This window comes from Streptomyces sp. NPDC001816 (assembly GCF_042892235.1).
Lineage (GTDB): Bacteria > Actinomycetota > Actinomycetes > Streptomycetales > Streptomycetaceae > Streptomyces.
This window is the reverse complement of record NZ_JBIATY010000002.1, coordinates 385477-399137: the sequence shown is the minus strand read 5'-3', so window position 1 is coordinate 399137 and position 13661 is coordinate 385477. Positions and strand designations below refer to the sequence as shown.

Genomic DNA, 13661 nt, shown 5'->3' with positions numbered 1-13661 from the left:
GGGCCTCCCCCGGGTGGTTCCCCTTCGCGATTCCCGCGCTCTCGGCCTACTAGACCTGCCCCCCGACCCGACGGTTGTAGTTCCGGCCACGCTGTGACGGAACGGTGAAATTCGTCGCCGCTTCGTCGCCGCTTCGTCGCCGCGCGGGGCCGGGTCAGGCGGTTTGGCGGCGCCCATGACGAGAACTCCCTGTCCTGCCAAGCGCTTGAGACCGGACGTGCGGGCTCGGTTTCAGCGGTATCCGGTCACGTCCGCCGGCTTGCCCGGGTCCTGCACCTCGACCAGGTACCGCCAGGCGTCGGGGCGGCTGCCGTCGAGGTCGGTGAACCCGTACTCCCGGGCGAGGCCGCCGCTGGAGAGGGACTGCCCGTTGAAGCGGGCCGCTTCGGGGTCGCCGGCCAGCGCGGCGACGGCGCGGCCGACGAAGCGGGGGGTCTCGGAGATGGCGAAGTGCGGTTCGCGGTCGAGGGCGTCGCGCCAGTTGTCCTCGCGTACGCCGAAGGCGTCGAGCATGATCTCCGAGCGCAGCCAGCCGGGGGTCAGCGCGAGGGCGGTGGCGCCGCGCGGGCCGAGTTCGTGGCCGAGCGCGAAGGCCATGCGCAGCACGGAGGTCTTGGCGAGGTCGTAGAAGAGGTTCACGCGGTAGGTGTCACGGTTGTACTCGGCGGTGCCGTCGGTGACCTCCACGACCAGGCCGCCCGGGTGGCGCAGCAGGAGCGGCAGCGCGAAGTGGCTGGTGACGGCGTGCGTTTCGACGGCGAGCCGGAGCAGCCGGAGCCCGTTGTCGAGGTCGTGCTCCCACACCGGTGTGTCCCACTCGAAGAGTTTCTCGCCGCCCCAGATGTCGTTGACGAGGAGGTCCAGGCGGCCCTGTTCGTCCGCGATACGGTCCACGAGGGCTCGTACCGCGGAGTGGTCCAGGTGATCGACGGGGACGGCGACGCCGTGTCCGCCCGCCGCCGAGACGAGGTCGGCGGTGTCCTCGATGGTCTCGGGGCGGTCGTACTCGGAGCGGTGGGCGCGGGTGCTGCGTCCGGTGACGTAGACGGTGGCGCCGGCCGCGCCGAGTTCCACGGCGATGCCCCGCCCCGCGCCCCGGGTCGCCCCGGCGACCAGCGCTACCTTGCCTTCCAGCGGCCCTGACATGTCCGACCTCCCGTGCGGTACGACTCTCATCGTCGTCCACTCTCACGGGAAAGCCGGACATCTCCTGTCGCCTTTTCTCAGCGGCGCAGCTTTTCTTCCAGGTCCTCGTACCCGGTGACGAACCAGAGCTGGCGGCCCTGGTTCGACTCGTACACGAAGTCCCGCAGCGCGTCGCTCGCGTCGACGTGCCGGGAGATGTCGCCGACGACGGCGAGCCGCAGCCGGTAGTTCGCGAACTTCTGCACGACCGCACCGGCGACACCCGACCGCAGCCGGAAGAACTCGTCCGCGACCCGCTCGACCGGCACCACGACGAGTTCAGCGTCCTGCCCCATCGCGTCACCGATCAGGTCGAGGGCAGCGCCCTCGCCGTCGAGGGCGGGGCCTTCGGGGGCGCAGCGCAGAACGCGCACGTCGTGGAGTGTGTCGAGCGTGTTGGTGGTCATGGCCCTGATCGTACGGCCGGGCCTCGGGTCAGTGCCCGCGTTTGATCCACTCCTCCAGGTGGGGTGCCTCGGCGCCGATCGTGGTGGAGTCACCGTGTCCGGTGAGGACCTTGGTCTCCGGCGGGAGGGTGAGGAGCCGGTCGCGGATGGACTCGATGATCGTCGGGAAGTGGGAGAACGAGCGTCCGGTGGCACCCGGGCCGCCCTTGAAGAGGGTGTCGCCGGTGAAGACGACGCCGAGCCCGGGGTCGTACAGGCAGACGGCGCCGAGGGCGTGGCCCGGGGTGTGCAGGACGGTGAGGTCGGCGCCGGCGGCCTCGATGACCTGGCCGTCGTCGAGATGGCGGTCGGGGTCGCGGTCGGGGTGGGTGAGCTTCCACAGCGGCAGGTCGGCCGGGTGGAGCCAGATGGTGGCGCCGGTGAGGTCGGCGAGGGCGGGGGCCGCGTCGATGTGGTCGTTGTGGGCGTGGGTGCACAGGATGGCGGTGAGCCGGCGGTCGCCGACGGCGCGGGCGATGGCCTCGGCGTCGTGGGCGGCGTCGATGACGACCACCTCGTGGTCGTCGCCGACGATCCACACGTTGTTCTCCACGTCCCAGGTGCCGCCGTCGAGGGTGAACCGGCCGGAGGTGACGAGGCGTTCGATGCGGGCGGTCATCACAGCACCACCACCGAGCGCAGCACGTCGCCCTGGTGCATCCGGTCGAACGCCTTCTCCACCTCGTCGAGTTGGATGGTCTCGGTGACGAACGCGTCCAGCGGCAGGCGGCCCTGGAGGTGGAGGTCGATCAGCATCGGGAAGTCCCGGGAGGGCAGGCAGTCGCCGTACCAGCTGGACTTGAGCGCGCCGCCGCGCCCGAAGACGTCCAGCAGCGGCAGTTCGAGCTTCATCTCGGGGGTGGGGACGCCGACGAGGACGACGGTGCCGGCCAGGTCACGGGCGTAGAAGGCCTGCTTGTAGGTCTCGGGTCGGCCGACCGCCTCGATGACGACGTCCGCGCCGAATCCACCGGTCAGCTCGCGGATGGCCTCGACCGGGTCGGTCTCCTTGGAGTTGACCGTGTGGGTGGCGCCCAGCGCGCGGGCCTTCTCCAGCTTGCGGTCGTCGATGTCCACGGCGATGATCCGGGCCGCGCCGGCGAGGTTCGACCCGGCGATGGCCGCGTCACCGACGCCGCCGCAGCCGATGACGGCGACCGAGTCGCCGCGGCCGACGCCTCCGGTGTTGATGGCGGCGCCGATGCCGGCCATCACGCCGCAGCCGAGCAGCCCGGCCACGGCCGGGGAGACGGCCGGGTCGACCTTGGTGCACTGTCCGGCCGCGACCAGGGTCTTCTCGGCGAAGGCGCCGATACCGAGGGCCGGCGACAGCTCGGTGCCGTCGGTCAGGGTCATCTTCTGCTTCGCGTTGTGGGTGTTGAAGCAGTACCAGGGGCGGCCGCGCAGACAGGCCCGGCAATTGCCGCACACGGCACGCCAGTTGAGGACGACGAAGTCGCCGGGCGCCACGTCGGTGACCCCCTCGCCGACCGACTCGACCACGCCGGCGGCCTCGTGGCCGAGCAGGAAGGGGAATTCGTCCGAGATTCCGCCCTGTTTGTAGTGCAGATCGGTGTGACAGACACCGCAGGCCTGGACGCGTACGACGGCTTCGCCGGGCCCCGGGTCCGGGACCACGATCGTCTCGACCCGTACGGGCTCGTCCTTCCCCGGTGCGATCACGCCGCGTACTTCCTGCGCCATGGCCTGGCCCCTTTTCCTCGTTGTGCCTTCGGAGCCGACCCTACGCGCGAGGGCCCGTCCACGGCATGGACCACGACGGCGGCAGTGGATCTTTCGGCCGTCGCCGCGTGGTCCGGACGGGCAGCGGTGAGGGCCGTCCCCGGCGGGACGGCCCTCGGGTGCGTGGGTGGGGTCAGGCCTGGACGGCGGGCAGCAGACCGGTCACGGGCGCGACGAGGTCGGTGAGCTGGTGCAGCTCGTTCAGCCGCTGCAGTTCGCCGACCTGGTTGAGCGGGCGGAGCTGGTCCGAGACCCGTGGCATCTGTCCCTGGTGCTGTGCGGGGATGTCGCTGACGGCGAGCGAGTCCACGAGGGTCATCGGGTTGATCTGCCCGGAGTGCGGTGCGCTCGCGTCGGCCGCGTTCGCCAGCGGCGCGGCGAGGCCCGTGACGCCGACGGCCAGACCGACGGCGGCGACGATACGTCGTGTTGAGATCATGTCCTCAGCAACGGCGGCGGGCCCCGCCCGGACACGGCCCCCGGTCGCCGCTCACCCGTCAGGCGGACCGCCTCGGCTGCGCTTGCCGTTGCCGCCGGGGCGGAGGAGTCTCGGAGGTGGGGCCCGTGCGGCCTGTTCCCGCCGGGCCATGGCGCCTTAAGGAGGTCACCATGGGCGCTGCGACAGGCTCCGCCTTCGACACCGAGACACTGCGCCGGGGCATAGAAGGGAACACCGGGAACTCTCTGCTCGCCCTCTACGCGGACGACGCCGAGATCCGCATCATCGACCGCAACACCCAGCCCAGCCATCCCAAGGTCCTGCACGGTCGGCGCGAGATAGCCGAGCTGCTCGACGACATCTACAGCCGCGACATGACGCACAAGCTGGACCAGTGCGTCATCCAGGGTGACCACGCCGCCTTCTCCGAGTCCTGCGAGTACGGGGACGGCACGCGTGTCCTCGCCGAGTCCATGGTCACCCTGCGTGATGGCAAGATCGCCGAACAGATTCTGATCCAGGCATGGGACGACTAGGGAGGAAGGTCGCGAGGGCCCAGGTCACCTCCCGGCTGACCTGGACCTTCTCGGCCCGGGCGACGTTCGGCCGGGCGCGTCCCCGCTCTCGGCTGCCAGGACCAGTTTCCGCAGCAGGTCTGCAAGCGTCCGCCGCTCTTCTTCGGTCAGTGCTGCGAGCAGCGTGCCCTCACCCGCGTCCTCCGCTGCCGCATGCGCCTCGAACGCGGCGTGCCCGGCCTCGGTGAGCCGTACCCGCACCCGCCGGCGGTCACCGGTCTCGTGGGTACGGGTGATCAGCCCGGCCTCCTCGACGGCCCCGAGCCGCGCCGACAGCGCACCCCGGGTCAGGCCGAGCCGTTCGGCGAGCTGCGAGGGACTCGACTCGTACGGCGGCCCGGACCTGCGCAGCATCAACAGCATCTTGTACTGCCAGTACTTGAGGCCGTCGGAGTCCAGCACGTCCCGGCGGGCCTGGGCGGTGTGCCGGCCGAGGATCGCCAGCCTCGCGACGATCGCCTCCTTGACGGGGTCCAGCCAGTCCAGCTCGCGCGCCCAGACGGCCACGTGCCGGTCCACCGAGTCCTGCACTGTCTGCCTCCCGCAGTGATTTTCTTGTGGATCATTTTTCGCCTGACTACGTTGCCCGGCATGACCACTGCAGCGCACGCATTCGTTGATATCGATGAACTTCTGGACGCCACACGCGAGTTGAGCACCGCCGGCCGCTGGGAGCGGGCCGCGCGGCTGCTCGACGGGGTCACCGCCGACGAACCCGCCGCTCGTGCGCGGATCACCCGGGCCGCGGCCGAAGTCGCCCTGGACCGCGACTGGTTCGCAGGGACGGACACCGCGGCCGAGCGGCTCGAGGCGGCGGAGAAGGAGTTCCCGGACGGCGACTGGGACACCGGCTTCCTCCGGCTCAGGCACACCTACGGCCGGCTGCTCCTGGTCGACGGCACCCTGCGCATCGGCCCGGACGGCAAGGACCCCGAGGCGCTGGCCGCCCTCCTCGACCGGGCGCGGGAGCTGCACGACAGCGCCCCGGACGAGGTGCGGCGGGGCTGGGCGGCGATGTACCGGGGGCTGATCACGGAGAACCACTTCGCCGAGCGGGCGGCCGCCGCCGGGCACTACACGGCAGCGCTGCACGCCGGGGAGGCCGGCGCGGACGGTCTGCTGGCCCGCGAGGCGCTGCGGCATCTCGGCGACCACGACCACGACGCCGGTGACGGCGAGCGGGCCGGGGAGCGCTGGCGGCGGGCCACCGCGCTGGGCGCCCGGGCCGGCACGGTGCCCGGCACCCTGTCCCAACAGCTGTTGCTGGCCGTGTTGGCCCGGGACGCGGGCGACGAGGCGGGCGCCGTCGCGCTTGCGGCGGAGATCGTCCGCTGGGCCGGGGCGATCGGCGCGGACCGGCTGGCCGCCCAGGCGGACGCCTTCCTCGCCGGGGCGGATCCCACGGCACCCGGGTCCACGGACGCGGACTGAGTGCCGCCCGCGCGCTCGGTTAGGCTGTGGGCGGGCCGTGACTGGCGCTGAGGTGGAGTACCACCGGGGAGCGGCCCTTGGAGCATGCCGCGCGCCTGGGCGATGAAGGTCAACCCAGCTCAGGAGTGCAGATGACACAGGCCCGGCTCATGGACGGCACCGCCCTCGCCCGCCGCATCGTCGAGGAGACCGCGAAGAAGGCCGCCGATCTCACCGAGCGGACGGGCAGCGCGCCCTGTCTGGCCACGGTGCTGGTCGGCGAGGACCCGGCGTCCGTCACCTACGTCCGTATGAAGCAGAACCGCTGCCGCAAGGCCGGCATCGAGTCCCGGCACGTGGCGCTGCCCGCCGCCACGACCACCGCCGAACTCGTCGGCGCCCTACGGGAGTTGTCTGCCGACCCGACCGTGCACGGCATCCTGCTGCAGCACCCGGTGGGCGACCACATCGACGAGCGGGCCGCGTTCGAGGCGATCGCGCCGGAGAAGGACGTCGACGGCGTCACCTTCGCCTCGTTCGCCACGATGAGCTTCGGCCTGCCGGGCTTCGTCTCCTGCACGCCCGGCGGCATCATCCGGCTGCTGGACGAGTACGACGTCGACCCGGCCGGGAAGCGGGCCGTGGTGGTGGGCCGCAGCGCGATCCTGGGCAAGCCGGTGGGCATGCTGCTCCTGGCCCGGGACGCGACCGTGACGTACTGCCACTCGCGCACCCGGGATTTGTCGGCGGCGGTCCGCGAGGCGGACATCGTGGTCGCCGCCGTGGGCCGGCCGCGTCTCATCCGGGGCCAGGACATCAAGCCGGGCGCGGTGGTCGTCGACGCGGGGTACAACGCGGGGAACGTCGGCGACGTCGACTTCGACTCGGCCGTGGAGCGGGCCTCGCTGATCACGCCGGTGCCGGGCGGTGTCGGCCCGATGACGATCGCCACGCTGCTGGAGCAGACCGTCGACGCCGCGGCAGCCGCCGCCCGGCGGCTCGGCGTGTGATCAGCGCATCCAGGCGCGGTACTCCATGACGTCCCCGGCCTTGACCCGGTACTCGGGCTCGGCCCGGGTGAAGGTGGTCTCCATGCCGAGGACGGCGCCGGTGCGCGGTTCCAGGATCAGCATGTGGCGCAGGCCCCGGGTGTCGTACACGTACGCGTGTCCGGGGCGGCCCAGGCGATCGGTGACCTCGCCGGCCGGCCGCAGCCCCTCGGCCTCGGCGAACAGCCGGACGAGGGCCGCCGACTCGCGGGCACCCGGGGTCCAGTGGTCGAGCAGTTCCCCGACGGCGTCGAACAGTTCGGCGGTGCTCAGCGGGGCCGTGCTGCGGTTGATCTCGGGCCGGGCGATCTCGGTGAGGTAGGCCCGCAGACGCGCCGCGGTGTGCGGCGGGGTTCCCTCGGGCGGGGCGTCGTTCCACATCGGCGGGTAGGTGGTCCGGCTGATCACATGGCCGTCCGCCACCTCGTGCGGGTCGTCGCCCTCGTCGGTGAGGACCGGGCGGCCGGGCCTGCGCGGGTCGGTCGCGACGACCAGTTCGGTGTGGCTGTCGTCCGCCCGCCAGCGCACCACCCGCTCCTCGGGGACGGTGACGGGGTGCTTGCCGTCGCTCATGCCGAGGCTCCACGACTGCACGTGCGTGCCCTTGCGCAGGCGCGGTGAGCCGCCCGCCGCGGCCGCGTCGGCCAGGGCGACCATCTCCCGCAGGGGTACGGGCGTGGAGGGGAGCCGGACGGTCAGCGGGCGCGGCGCGGCGACGGCCCGCGGTGTGCTCGGACCGCCGAGCACGGCGTTGCCGGCGACCACGAGGACGACGGCGGTGGCGGCGAGGCTCCAGACCAGCCGGGCGCGCGGGGTACGGCCGGGGAGCGCCGGAAGCAGCCGGAGCCTGCGCCGTGGACGGTCCTCGTGCAGCAGTCGCTCCAACTGCCGCTCGGCGCGGTGGTCCAGCGGACCGTCGCCGAAGTGGGGGCCGTCGGTCGGCGCCGGGTTGGCGCGGCGGAGGAGTTCGAGTTCGTCAGCCATGTCGGTGGTCCTCGCAGAGGGTCGCGTCGGCGGGGGCGGGCAGGGCTGGTGCGGCGGGCCGCATCCGGTCGATCTCGGCTCTCAGCCGGCGCCGGGCCCGGTGCAGCCGCATGATCGCCGCCCGTCTGCCGCAGCCGAGGGCCACCGCGATCTCCGCGGCGTCGAGTTCCTCCCATGCCGCGAGGCGCAGCACCTCCTGGTCCGCCGGGGAGAGCCGGGCCAGCGCGTCGTGCACCCAGGCGCCCGGGGCCTCGGTGTCGGGGCTGTCCATGATGTGCCGGCCGTGGGCCGCCTCGTCGTTGCCCAGCCGGTCCACCAGCCTGCGCCGCCGTCCGTAGCCGCGTACCGCGTTGGCCAGGCAGTTGCGTGCCACGCCGTACAGCCAGGGCAGCGGCGCCTCGGGCAGGTCGGACCGGCGGCGCCAGGCCACCGTGAACACCTCCGCCACCACTTCCTCCACCTCGTCGGCCCGCCCCTGCAGTCGTCTGGCGACATAGCGGCTGACCGCCCAGTAGTGCTCGCGATAGGCAGCGGCGAAGATCTCGTCGTTGCTCATGTTCGGTTCGTGTCCGGCACCCCCCGGATCGTCACACCCTTCGTCCGTGATGCTTGTCGCGCCGTCCGAGTGTGACCGACGGGCCGGGCGCGGACACAGGCGGGGCGTGAAGAGGATCCAAAACATCAGGGCCATCAGGGCCGTGCGGTGGCTGACGACCACCGATCACAAGACCATCGGAACGCTGTATCTGACGACGTCGTTCGCGTTCTTCCTGATCGGTGGTGTGATGGCGCTGCTCATGCGCGCCGAGCTGGCCCGTCCGGGCCTGCAGTTCATGTCGAACGAGCAGTTCAACCAGGCGTTCACGATGCACGGCACCGTGATGCTGCTGATGTTCGCGACGCCGCTGTTCGCCGGTTTCGCGAACTGGATCATGCCGCTGCAGATCGGCGCGCCCGACGTGGCGTTCCCGCGGCTGAACATGTTCGCCTACTGGCTCTACCTGTTCGGCTCGCTCGTCGCTGTGGGCGGCTTCCTCACCCCGCAGGGTGCGGCCGACTTCGGCTGGTTCGCCTACTCCCCGCTGTCGGACGCGGTCCGCAGCCCGGGCGTCGGCGCCGACATGTGGATCATGGGTCTGGCCTTCTCCGGCTTCGGCACCATCCTCGGCTCGGTCAACTTCATCACCACGATCATCTGCATGCGCGCGCCGGGCATGACCATGTTCCGCATGCCGATCTTCGTGTGGAACGTGCTGCTGACCGGTGTCCTGGTCCTGCTGGCCTTCCCGGTCCTGGCGGCCGCGCTGTTCGCCCTGGAGGCGGACCGCAAGTTCGGCGCCCACGTCTTCGACGCCGCGAACGGCGGAGCCCTGCTGTGGCAACACCTCTTCTGGTTCTTCGGCCATCCAGAGGTGTACATCATCGCGCTACCGTTCTTCGGCATCATCTCCGAGGTCATCCCGGTCTTCTCGCGTAAGCCGATGTTCGGCTACATGGGTCTGATCGCGGCCACCATCGCGATCGCCGGTCTGTCCGTGACGGTGTGGGCCCACCACATGTACGTCACCGGCGGTGTGCTGCTGCCGTTCTTCTCCTTCATGACCTTCCTGATCGCCGTACCCACCGGTGTGAAGTTCTTCAACTGGATCGGAACGATGTGGCGCGGCAGCCTCTCCTTCGAGACCCCGATGCTGTGGGCCACCGGCTTCCTGGTGACGTTCGTGTTCGGCGGGCTGACCGGGGTGATGCTGGCCTCGCCGCCGCTGGACTTCCCGACCTCCGACACCTATTTCGTGGTAGCCCACTTCCACTACGTCATCTTCGGCACGGTCGTGTTCGCGATGTTCGCCGGATTCCACTTCTGGTGGCCGAAGTGGACCGGCAGGATGCTGGACGAGCGCCTCGGCAAGATCACCTTCTGGACGCTGTTCATCGGCTTCCACGGCACGTTCCTCGTGCAGCACTGGTTGGGCGTGAACGGCATGCAGCGCCGGATCCCCGACTATCTGGCGGTCGAAGGGCTCACCACGCTCAACACGGTCTCGACGATCTTCTCGTTCCTGCTCGGCTCGTCGATGCTCCCGTTCTTCTACAACGTCTGGAAGACGGCCAAGTACGGCGAGAAGGTCGAGACCGACGACCCGTGGGGCTACGGCCGTTCACTCGAGTGGGCGACCTCCTGCCCGCCGCCCCGGCACAACTTCCGCTCCCTCCCGCAGATCCGCAGCGAGTCGCCGGCGTTCGACCTGCACCATCCGCGGGTGGGGCAGCAGGAGCGGGAGCTGACCGCGCGATGAGCACGGGAGAGGTACGGGCGCTGGTCCAGGAGATCGAGGGCCATCTGCTGCTCGCCGCCGCACGGGAGGAGGGCCGTACGGCGGCGGCCCGTGCGGCCGCCCGGCTCGGCTGGCTCACCGACACCCAACGGGACGACCTGGAGCGGCTCTTCGAGGCGGAGTACCTGGCCCTGGCCCGCACCTCGTGGCGGCGCACCGCCGAACGCGCCGAGGAGCTGCGACACACGTACGAGGCCAGGTACCGGGCGCTGCGGCAGCGGCTGGTGGCGTGGTGCGTGCTGGGCTGCGCCCTGCTGGCGGCGACGAGCCTGCTGGTGCTCGCCGCCGCCTAGGCGCTGTCAGGTCCGGGACCACTTCTGGTTGTCGCCGCCGTTGCAGGCCCACAGCACCAGCGACGTGCCGTTGCCGGTGCCGGCGTTGTACGCGTCCAGGCACAGGCCCGCGTGGACGTTGGTGATCGTGCCGTCGGCGTTGACGTTCCACTGCTGGTTGGTCTGGCCGTTGCAGTCCCAGATCACCACCTTGGTGCCGTTGGTGGTGTCGAGGTTGTAGGCGTCGAGGCACTTGTCGCCGTAGACCACGAGTTCCTTGCGCAAGGTATAGGTCCAGGCCTGGTTGGCGCCGCCGTTGCAGTCCCAGAGTTCGGCCTGGGTGCCGTTGGTGATCGTGTTGTCGTAGATGTCGGCGCAGCGGCCGGACTGCTTGCCGGCGAGCAGGGCGGCGGTGCCGGGGACGGGTCGCACCGTGAGGGTGCCCAGGGTGGGACCGCCGGTCAGGGTCAGGGAGTTGGTGGACCCCTTGGTGAGGTGGACCTGGACCGGGACCGCGCCCGGGGTGGATCCGTCGGGCGGGCCGGGTCGTTGGTCCGCTGCGCGGCGCGGCGCCGCCATACTGGCCGCCATGCGGCTTGCCATCATGACGGCGGGATCCCGGGGCGACGTGGCCCCCTACACCGGCCTCGGGTACCGGCTCGGCCGAGCCGGGCACGAGGTCACCCTGGTCACCCACGGCTGCTTCGAGCCGCTGGTGGAGGGATCCGGGGTGCGGTTCCACGCGCTGCCGGTCGATCCGCGCGCGGAGCTGGAGTCACCGCGGGGCCGGGGGCTGCACCGCAGCACCAGCGGCGCCGGGAAGCTGGTGCGGGTGGTCGAGCTGGCCCGGCGGCTGGTCGGGCGGATGACCGACGACCTGGTGGCGGCGGCACGGCAGAGCGATGTGCTGCTGCTGTCGGCCTCGCTGGCACCGCTCGGGCACGCCATCGCCGAGGGGCTGCGCCTGCCCAGCATGGGCCTCTACCTGCAACCCCTCGCCCCCACCCAGGAGTTCGCCCCTCCGGTGCTCGGCGGCGGCACGTTCGGGGCTCCGGCCAACCGGCTCGCCGGGCACGGTGTGAACCTCGCCGTGGAGCACGTCTTCGCCGCGACCGTGCCCGCGGTCCGCGCCCGCCTCGGGCTGCGCCCGGTCGGCACCGGCCCCGCCCGGCGTGCCCGGGAGCGGCGGCTCTGGCCGGTGCACCACGGCTTCAGCCCGCTGGTCGTGCCCCGGCCCCGGGACTGGCGGCCGGGCCTGGGCGTGTGCGGCTACTGGTGGCCGTACGACACCGAGACCGAACTCCCGCACAGGCTACGGGAGTTCCTCGACGCCGGTCCGCCGCCGGTGTTCGTCGGGCTGGGCAGCGCCACCGTGCCGGACGCCCGCCGGCTGAGCGCACAGGTCGTGGCGGCACTGCGGCGGGCCGGGCTGCGCGGGGTGATCCAGCGCGGCTGGGGCGGCCTCGCGGCGGACGGCGACGACATGCTGACCATCGACGAGGTGCCGCACTCGGCGCTGTTCCCGCGCATGGCCGCCGTGGTCCACCACGCCGGGGCTGGCACGACCGCGGCGGGCCTGCGCGCCGGGGTGCCGGCCGTGCCGGTCCCGATCCAGTTCGACGAGGGTTTCTGGTCCGCCCGGCTGGTGTCGCTGGGCGTCGCCCCGGCCGCCGTACCGCTGCGCCGGCTGACCGTCGGCGCCCTGTCCACGGCGCTGCTCCGGGCGACACGCGAGGCGTCGTACACCGAGCGGGCCCGAGCGCTCGGCGCGCGGATCCGCACGGAGGACGGAGTGACGCCGGTGCTGAACGCGGTGAACGCGCTGGGCCGCTGACCACCGACGCCACACCCACCACGCCGCCTCCGACCACACCCGACGCATCGCGCACCCAGCGGGCCCGAGCGCTCGGCGTGCGGATCCGCGCGGAGGACGGGGTGACGCCGGTGCTGGACGCGGTGAACGCGCTGGGCCGCTGACCACCGACGCCACACCCACCACCCCGCCTCCGACCACACCCGACGCATCGCGCACCCAGCGGGCCCGAGCGCTCGGCGCGCAGATCCGCACGGAGGACGGAGTGACGCCGGTGCTGGACGCGGTGAACGCGCTGGGTTGCTGATGCTCAGCCGTTGGTGAGCACCATCCGGAAGCGGGCGGCGCCGGTGAGCATCTTCTGGAAGGCCTCGTCCGCGCGGTCCAGCGGCACGGGCTCGGTCATCGGGCGGATGCCGTGCAGGGCGCTGAACGCCATGGTGTCCTCGACGTCCTGCGCGGTGCCGGACGGGTGGCCGCGGACGACCCGTGCGCTCATCAGCAGCTGGACCGGGGTGATGCCCAGCGGTTCGACGTCCGCCCCGATGACCACCAGCTCGCCGCGGTGGGCGAGGCCGTCCACGGTGGACGTGATGGCCTCGGAGTTCCCGGCGGTGGCGAGGACGACCTTGGCGCCGCCGAGGGACTGCAGCGACTCGGCGACCGGAGTGCCGGAGGTGCTGTCGACGTAGTGGTGGGCGCCGAGCTGCTTGGCGAAGTCGGCCTTCTCGGGGCCGCGGGCGATCGCCACGGTCTCGAAGCCCATCGCGACCGCGTACTGCACCCCGAGGTGCCCGAGGCCACCGAGGCCGAGCACCGCCACCAGGTCCCCGGGCCGGGCGGAGCTGCGCCGCAGCCCGTTGTACGTGGTCACGCCCGCGCAGGCCATGGGCCCGGCGTCGCTCGCGGACAGCCCCTCGGGGATCCGGGCCAGGGCGTCGACGGGCGCGATCACCTTCTCGCCGAAGCCACCGTCGTAGGCCCATCCCGGGACCTTCAGGTTCGGGCACACGATGAAGTCGCCCTCGCGGCAGGGCGCGCAGTGGCCGCAGCTGCCGCCGAACCAGCCGACGGCCACCCGGTCGCCGACCCGCCAGCCGCGCTCGTGGGTCCCCGGGCCCAGCTCCTCGACCTGCCCGGCGATCTCGTGCCCGGGTACCTCCGGGAACGTCACGCCCGGTAGTCCGGCGTTCACGAAGAGGGCGTCGCTGTGGCAGATCCCGCAGGCTTCCACGGCGATCCGCACCTCGCCGGGCCCTGGCTGCGGCACCTCCCGCTCGGCCAGCTCGAACGTGCCGCCCGGGGCGGTCACCTGCGCGACTCGGTAGGTACTCATGCGTCACTCCGGAGAACGGGTACATAGACCCCCCGGTCCAGCAGACCAGCTCCGGGCCGATCGCGCGCGTCGA

Annotated in this window: 15 protein-coding genes, 1 pseudogene and 1 riboswitch; of the genes and pseudogenes, 6 read left to right on the top strand and 10 right to left on the bottom strand. The window is 72.0% G+C overall.

From position 1 onward, the window contains the following. Positions 1–231: 231 nt before the first annotated feature. From ACFYZZ_RS07520 to ACFYZZ_RS07500, 5 genes are all read right to left on the bottom strand, one after another. Positions 232–1146, bottom strand: a complete 915-nt coding sequence (locus tag ACFYZZ_RS07520) for an SDR family oxidoreductase (protein WP_389172647.1) — start codon at positions 1144–1146, stop codon at positions 232–234. A gap of 77 nt (positions 1147–1223) precedes the next feature. Further along, positions 1224–1592, bottom strand: a complete 369-nt coding sequence (locus ACFYZZ_RS07515; RefSeq protein ID WP_389172645.1) for a DUF4180 domain-containing protein — start codon at positions 1590–1592, stop codon at positions 1224–1226. A 28-nt stretch (positions 1593–1620) separates the two neighbouring features. Next, positions 1621–2250: an MBL fold metallo-hydrolase gene (locus ACFYZZ_RS07510; protein WP_389172643.1), complete on the bottom strand. Its 630-nt coding sequence runs from the start codon at positions 2248–2250 to the stop codon at positions 1621–1623. Then, positions 2250–3335 carry an S-(hydroxymethyl)mycothiol dehydrogenase gene (locus tag ACFYZZ_RS07505; RefSeq protein WP_389172641.1) on the bottom strand — a complete coding sequence of 362 codons (1086 nt, stop codon included), beginning with the start codon at positions 3333–3335 and terminating at the stop codon, positions 2250–2252. Before ACFYZZ_RS07505 ends, ACFYZZ_RS07510 begins: the two co-directional genes overlap by 1 nt. Before the next feature lie 172 nt (positions 3336–3507). Beyond that, complete coding sequence (locus tag ACFYZZ_RS07500; RefSeq protein ID WP_389172639.1) at positions 3508–3813, bottom strand: hypothetical protein; 306 nt, start codon at positions 3811–3813, stop codon at positions 3508–3510. A 170-nt stretch (positions 3814–3983) separates the two neighbouring features. Between ACFYZZ_RS07500 and ACFYZZ_RS07495 the strand changes: the two genes are divergently transcribed. Beyond that, the gene (locus ACFYZZ_RS07495) at positions 3984–4349 is read left to right on the top strand and encodes a nuclear transport factor 2 family protein (protein ID WP_389172637.1); all 366 of its coding nucleotides are present in this window, start codon (positions 3984–3986) and stop codon (positions 4347–4349) included. Between the two features lie 24 nt (positions 4350–4373). Here ACFYZZ_RS07495 and ACFYZZ_RS07490 read toward each other — a convergent pair whose 3' ends face one another. Then, on the bottom strand, positions 4374–4919 hold the full coding sequence (locus ACFYZZ_RS07490) for a MarR family winged helix-turn-helix transcriptional regulator (RefSeq protein ID WP_389172635.1): 546 nt from the start codon (positions 4917–4919) through the stop codon (positions 4374–4376). 60 nt (positions 4920–4979) lie between these two features. Between ACFYZZ_RS07490 and ACFYZZ_RS07485 the strand changes: the two genes are divergently transcribed. Together ACFYZZ_RS07485 and ACFYZZ_RS07480 are read left to right on the top strand one after the other, a co-directional pair. Further along, on the top strand, positions 4980–5819 hold the full coding sequence (locus ACFYZZ_RS07485) for a hypothetical protein (protein WP_389172633.1): 840 nt from the start codon (positions 4980–4982) through the stop codon (positions 5817–5819). Positions 5820–5846: 27 nt separating this feature from the next. Then, positions 5847–5927, top strand: a riboswitch (ZMP/ZTP riboswitch). Positions 5928–5950: 23 nt separating this feature from the next. Then, entirely contained in the window at positions 5951–6808 is an 858-nt protein-coding gene (locus ACFYZZ_RS07480; protein ID WP_389172631.1) for a bifunctional 5,10-methylenetetrahydrofolate dehydrogenase/5,10-methenyltetrahydrofolate cyclohydrolase, read from the top strand. Here the strand turns inward: ACFYZZ_RS07480 and ACFYZZ_RS07475 are convergent, their stop codons facing one another. Together ACFYZZ_RS07475 and ACFYZZ_RS07470 are read right to left on the bottom strand one after the other, a co-directional pair. After that, positions 6809–7831: a CU044_5270 family protein gene (locus tag ACFYZZ_RS07475; RefSeq protein WP_389172629.1), complete on the bottom strand. Its 1023-nt coding sequence runs from the start codon at positions 7829–7831 to the stop codon at positions 6809–6811. Then, complete coding sequence (locus ACFYZZ_RS07470) at positions 7824–8387, bottom strand: RNA polymerase sigma factor (RefSeq protein WP_389172627.1); 564 nt, start codon at positions 8385–8387, stop codon at positions 7824–7826. The genes ACFYZZ_RS07475 and ACFYZZ_RS07470 overlap by 8 nt, the downstream gene beginning before the upstream one ends. On the opposite strand from ACFYZZ_RS07470, the gene ctaD reads away from it, so the two are divergent. Beyond that, complete coding sequence (gene ctaD, locus ACFYZZ_RS07465) at positions 8386–10128, top strand: cytochrome c oxidase subunit I (RefSeq protein ID WP_389172625.1); 1743 nt, start codon at positions 8386–8388, stop codon at positions 10126–10128. The genes ACFYZZ_RS07470 and ctaD overlap by 2 nt on opposite strands. Next, positions 10125–10460, top strand: coding sequence for a hypothetical protein (locus ACFYZZ_RS07460; RefSeq protein ID WP_389172623.1), 336 nt, complete (start codon positions 10125–10127; stop codon positions 10458–10460). Before ctaD ends, ACFYZZ_RS07460 begins: the two co-directional genes overlap by 4 nt. A gap of 6 nt (positions 10461–10466) precedes the next feature. On the opposite strand, the pseudogene ACFYZZ_RS07455 reads toward ACFYZZ_RS07460, so the two are convergent. Continuing rightward, positions 10467–10979, bottom strand: a pseudogene (locus tag ACFYZZ_RS07455) (ricin-type beta-trefoil lectin domain protein); the annotation flags it as partial. Positions 10980–11043: 64 nt separating this feature from the next. Between ACFYZZ_RS07455 and ACFYZZ_RS07450 the strand changes: the two are divergent. Beyond that, complete coding sequence (locus ACFYZZ_RS07450; protein ID WP_389173660.1) at positions 11044–12273, top strand: glycosyltransferase; 1230 nt, start codon at positions 11044–11046, stop codon at positions 12271–12273. A 289-nt stretch (positions 12274–12562) separates the two neighbouring features. On the opposite strand, the gene ACFYZZ_RS07445 is transcribed toward ACFYZZ_RS07450, so the two are convergent. Next, the gene (locus ACFYZZ_RS07445) at positions 12563–13588 is read right to left on the bottom strand and encodes an alcohol dehydrogenase (protein WP_389172621.1); all 1026 of its coding nucleotides are present in this window, start codon (positions 13586–13588) and stop codon (positions 12563–12565) included. Positions 13589–13661 lie beyond the last annotated feature (73 nt).

What these genes read in the sequence shown, in the direction of transcription:
- ACFYZZ_RS07480 (WP_389172631.1), top strand. Translation starts at nt 5,951, where the DNA reads ATGACACAGGCCCGGCTCATGGACGGCACCGCCCTCGCCCGCCGCATC.
- ACFYZZ_RS07460 (WP_389172623.1), top strand. Translation starts at nt 10,125, where the DNA reads ATGAGCACGGGAGAGGTACGGGCGCTGGTCCAGGAGATCGAGGGCCAT.
- ACFYZZ_RS07470 (WP_389172627.1), bottom strand. Translation starts at nt 8,387, where the DNA reads ATGAGCAACGACGAGATCTTCGCCGCTGCCTATCGCGAGCACTACTGG.
- ACFYZZ_RS07520 (WP_389172647.1), bottom strand. Translation starts at nt 1,146, where the DNA reads ATGTCAGGGCCGCTGGAAGGCAAGGTAGCGCTGGTCGCCGGGGCGACC.
- ACFYZZ_RS07485 (WP_389172633.1), top strand. Translation starts at nt 4,980, where the DNA reads ATGACCACTGCAGCGCACGCATTCGTTGATATCGATGAACTTCTGGAC.
- ACFYZZ_RS07445 (WP_389172621.1), bottom strand. Translation starts at nt 13,588, where the DNA reads ATGAGTACCTACCGAGTCGCGCAGGTGACCGCCCCGGGCGGCACGTTC.
- ACFYZZ_RS07500 (WP_389172639.1), bottom strand. Translation starts at nt 3,813, where the DNA reads ATGATCTCAACACGACGTATCGTCGCCGCCGTCGGTCTGGCCGTCGGC.
- ACFYZZ_RS07515 (WP_389172645.1), bottom strand. Translation starts at nt 1,592, where the DNA reads ATGACCACCAACACGCTCGACACACTCCACGACGTGCGCGTTCTGCGC.
- ACFYZZ_RS07510 (WP_389172643.1), bottom strand. Translation starts at nt 2,250, where the DNA reads ATGACCGCCCGCATCGAACGCCTCGTCACCTCCGGCCGGTTCACCCTC.
- ctaD (WP_389172625.1), top strand. Translation starts at nt 8,386, where the DNA reads ATGTTCGGTTCGTGTCCGGCACCCCCCGGATCGTCACACCCTTCGTCC.
- ACFYZZ_RS07450 (WP_389173660.1), top strand. Translation starts at nt 11,044, where the DNA reads ATGACGGCGGGATCCCGGGGCGACGTGGCCCCCTACACCGGCCTCGGG.
- ACFYZZ_RS07505 (WP_389172641.1), bottom strand. Translation starts at nt 3,335, where the DNA reads ATGGCGCAGGAAGTACGCGGCGTGATCGCACCGGGGAAGGACGAGCCC.
- ACFYZZ_RS07475 (WP_389172629.1), bottom strand. Translation starts at nt 7,831, where the DNA reads ATGGCTGACGAACTCGAACTCCTCCGCCGCGCCAACCCGGCGCCGACC.
- ACFYZZ_RS07495 (WP_389172637.1), top strand. Translation starts at nt 3,984, where the DNA reads ATGGGCGCTGCGACAGGCTCCGCCTTCGACACCGAGACACTGCGCCGG.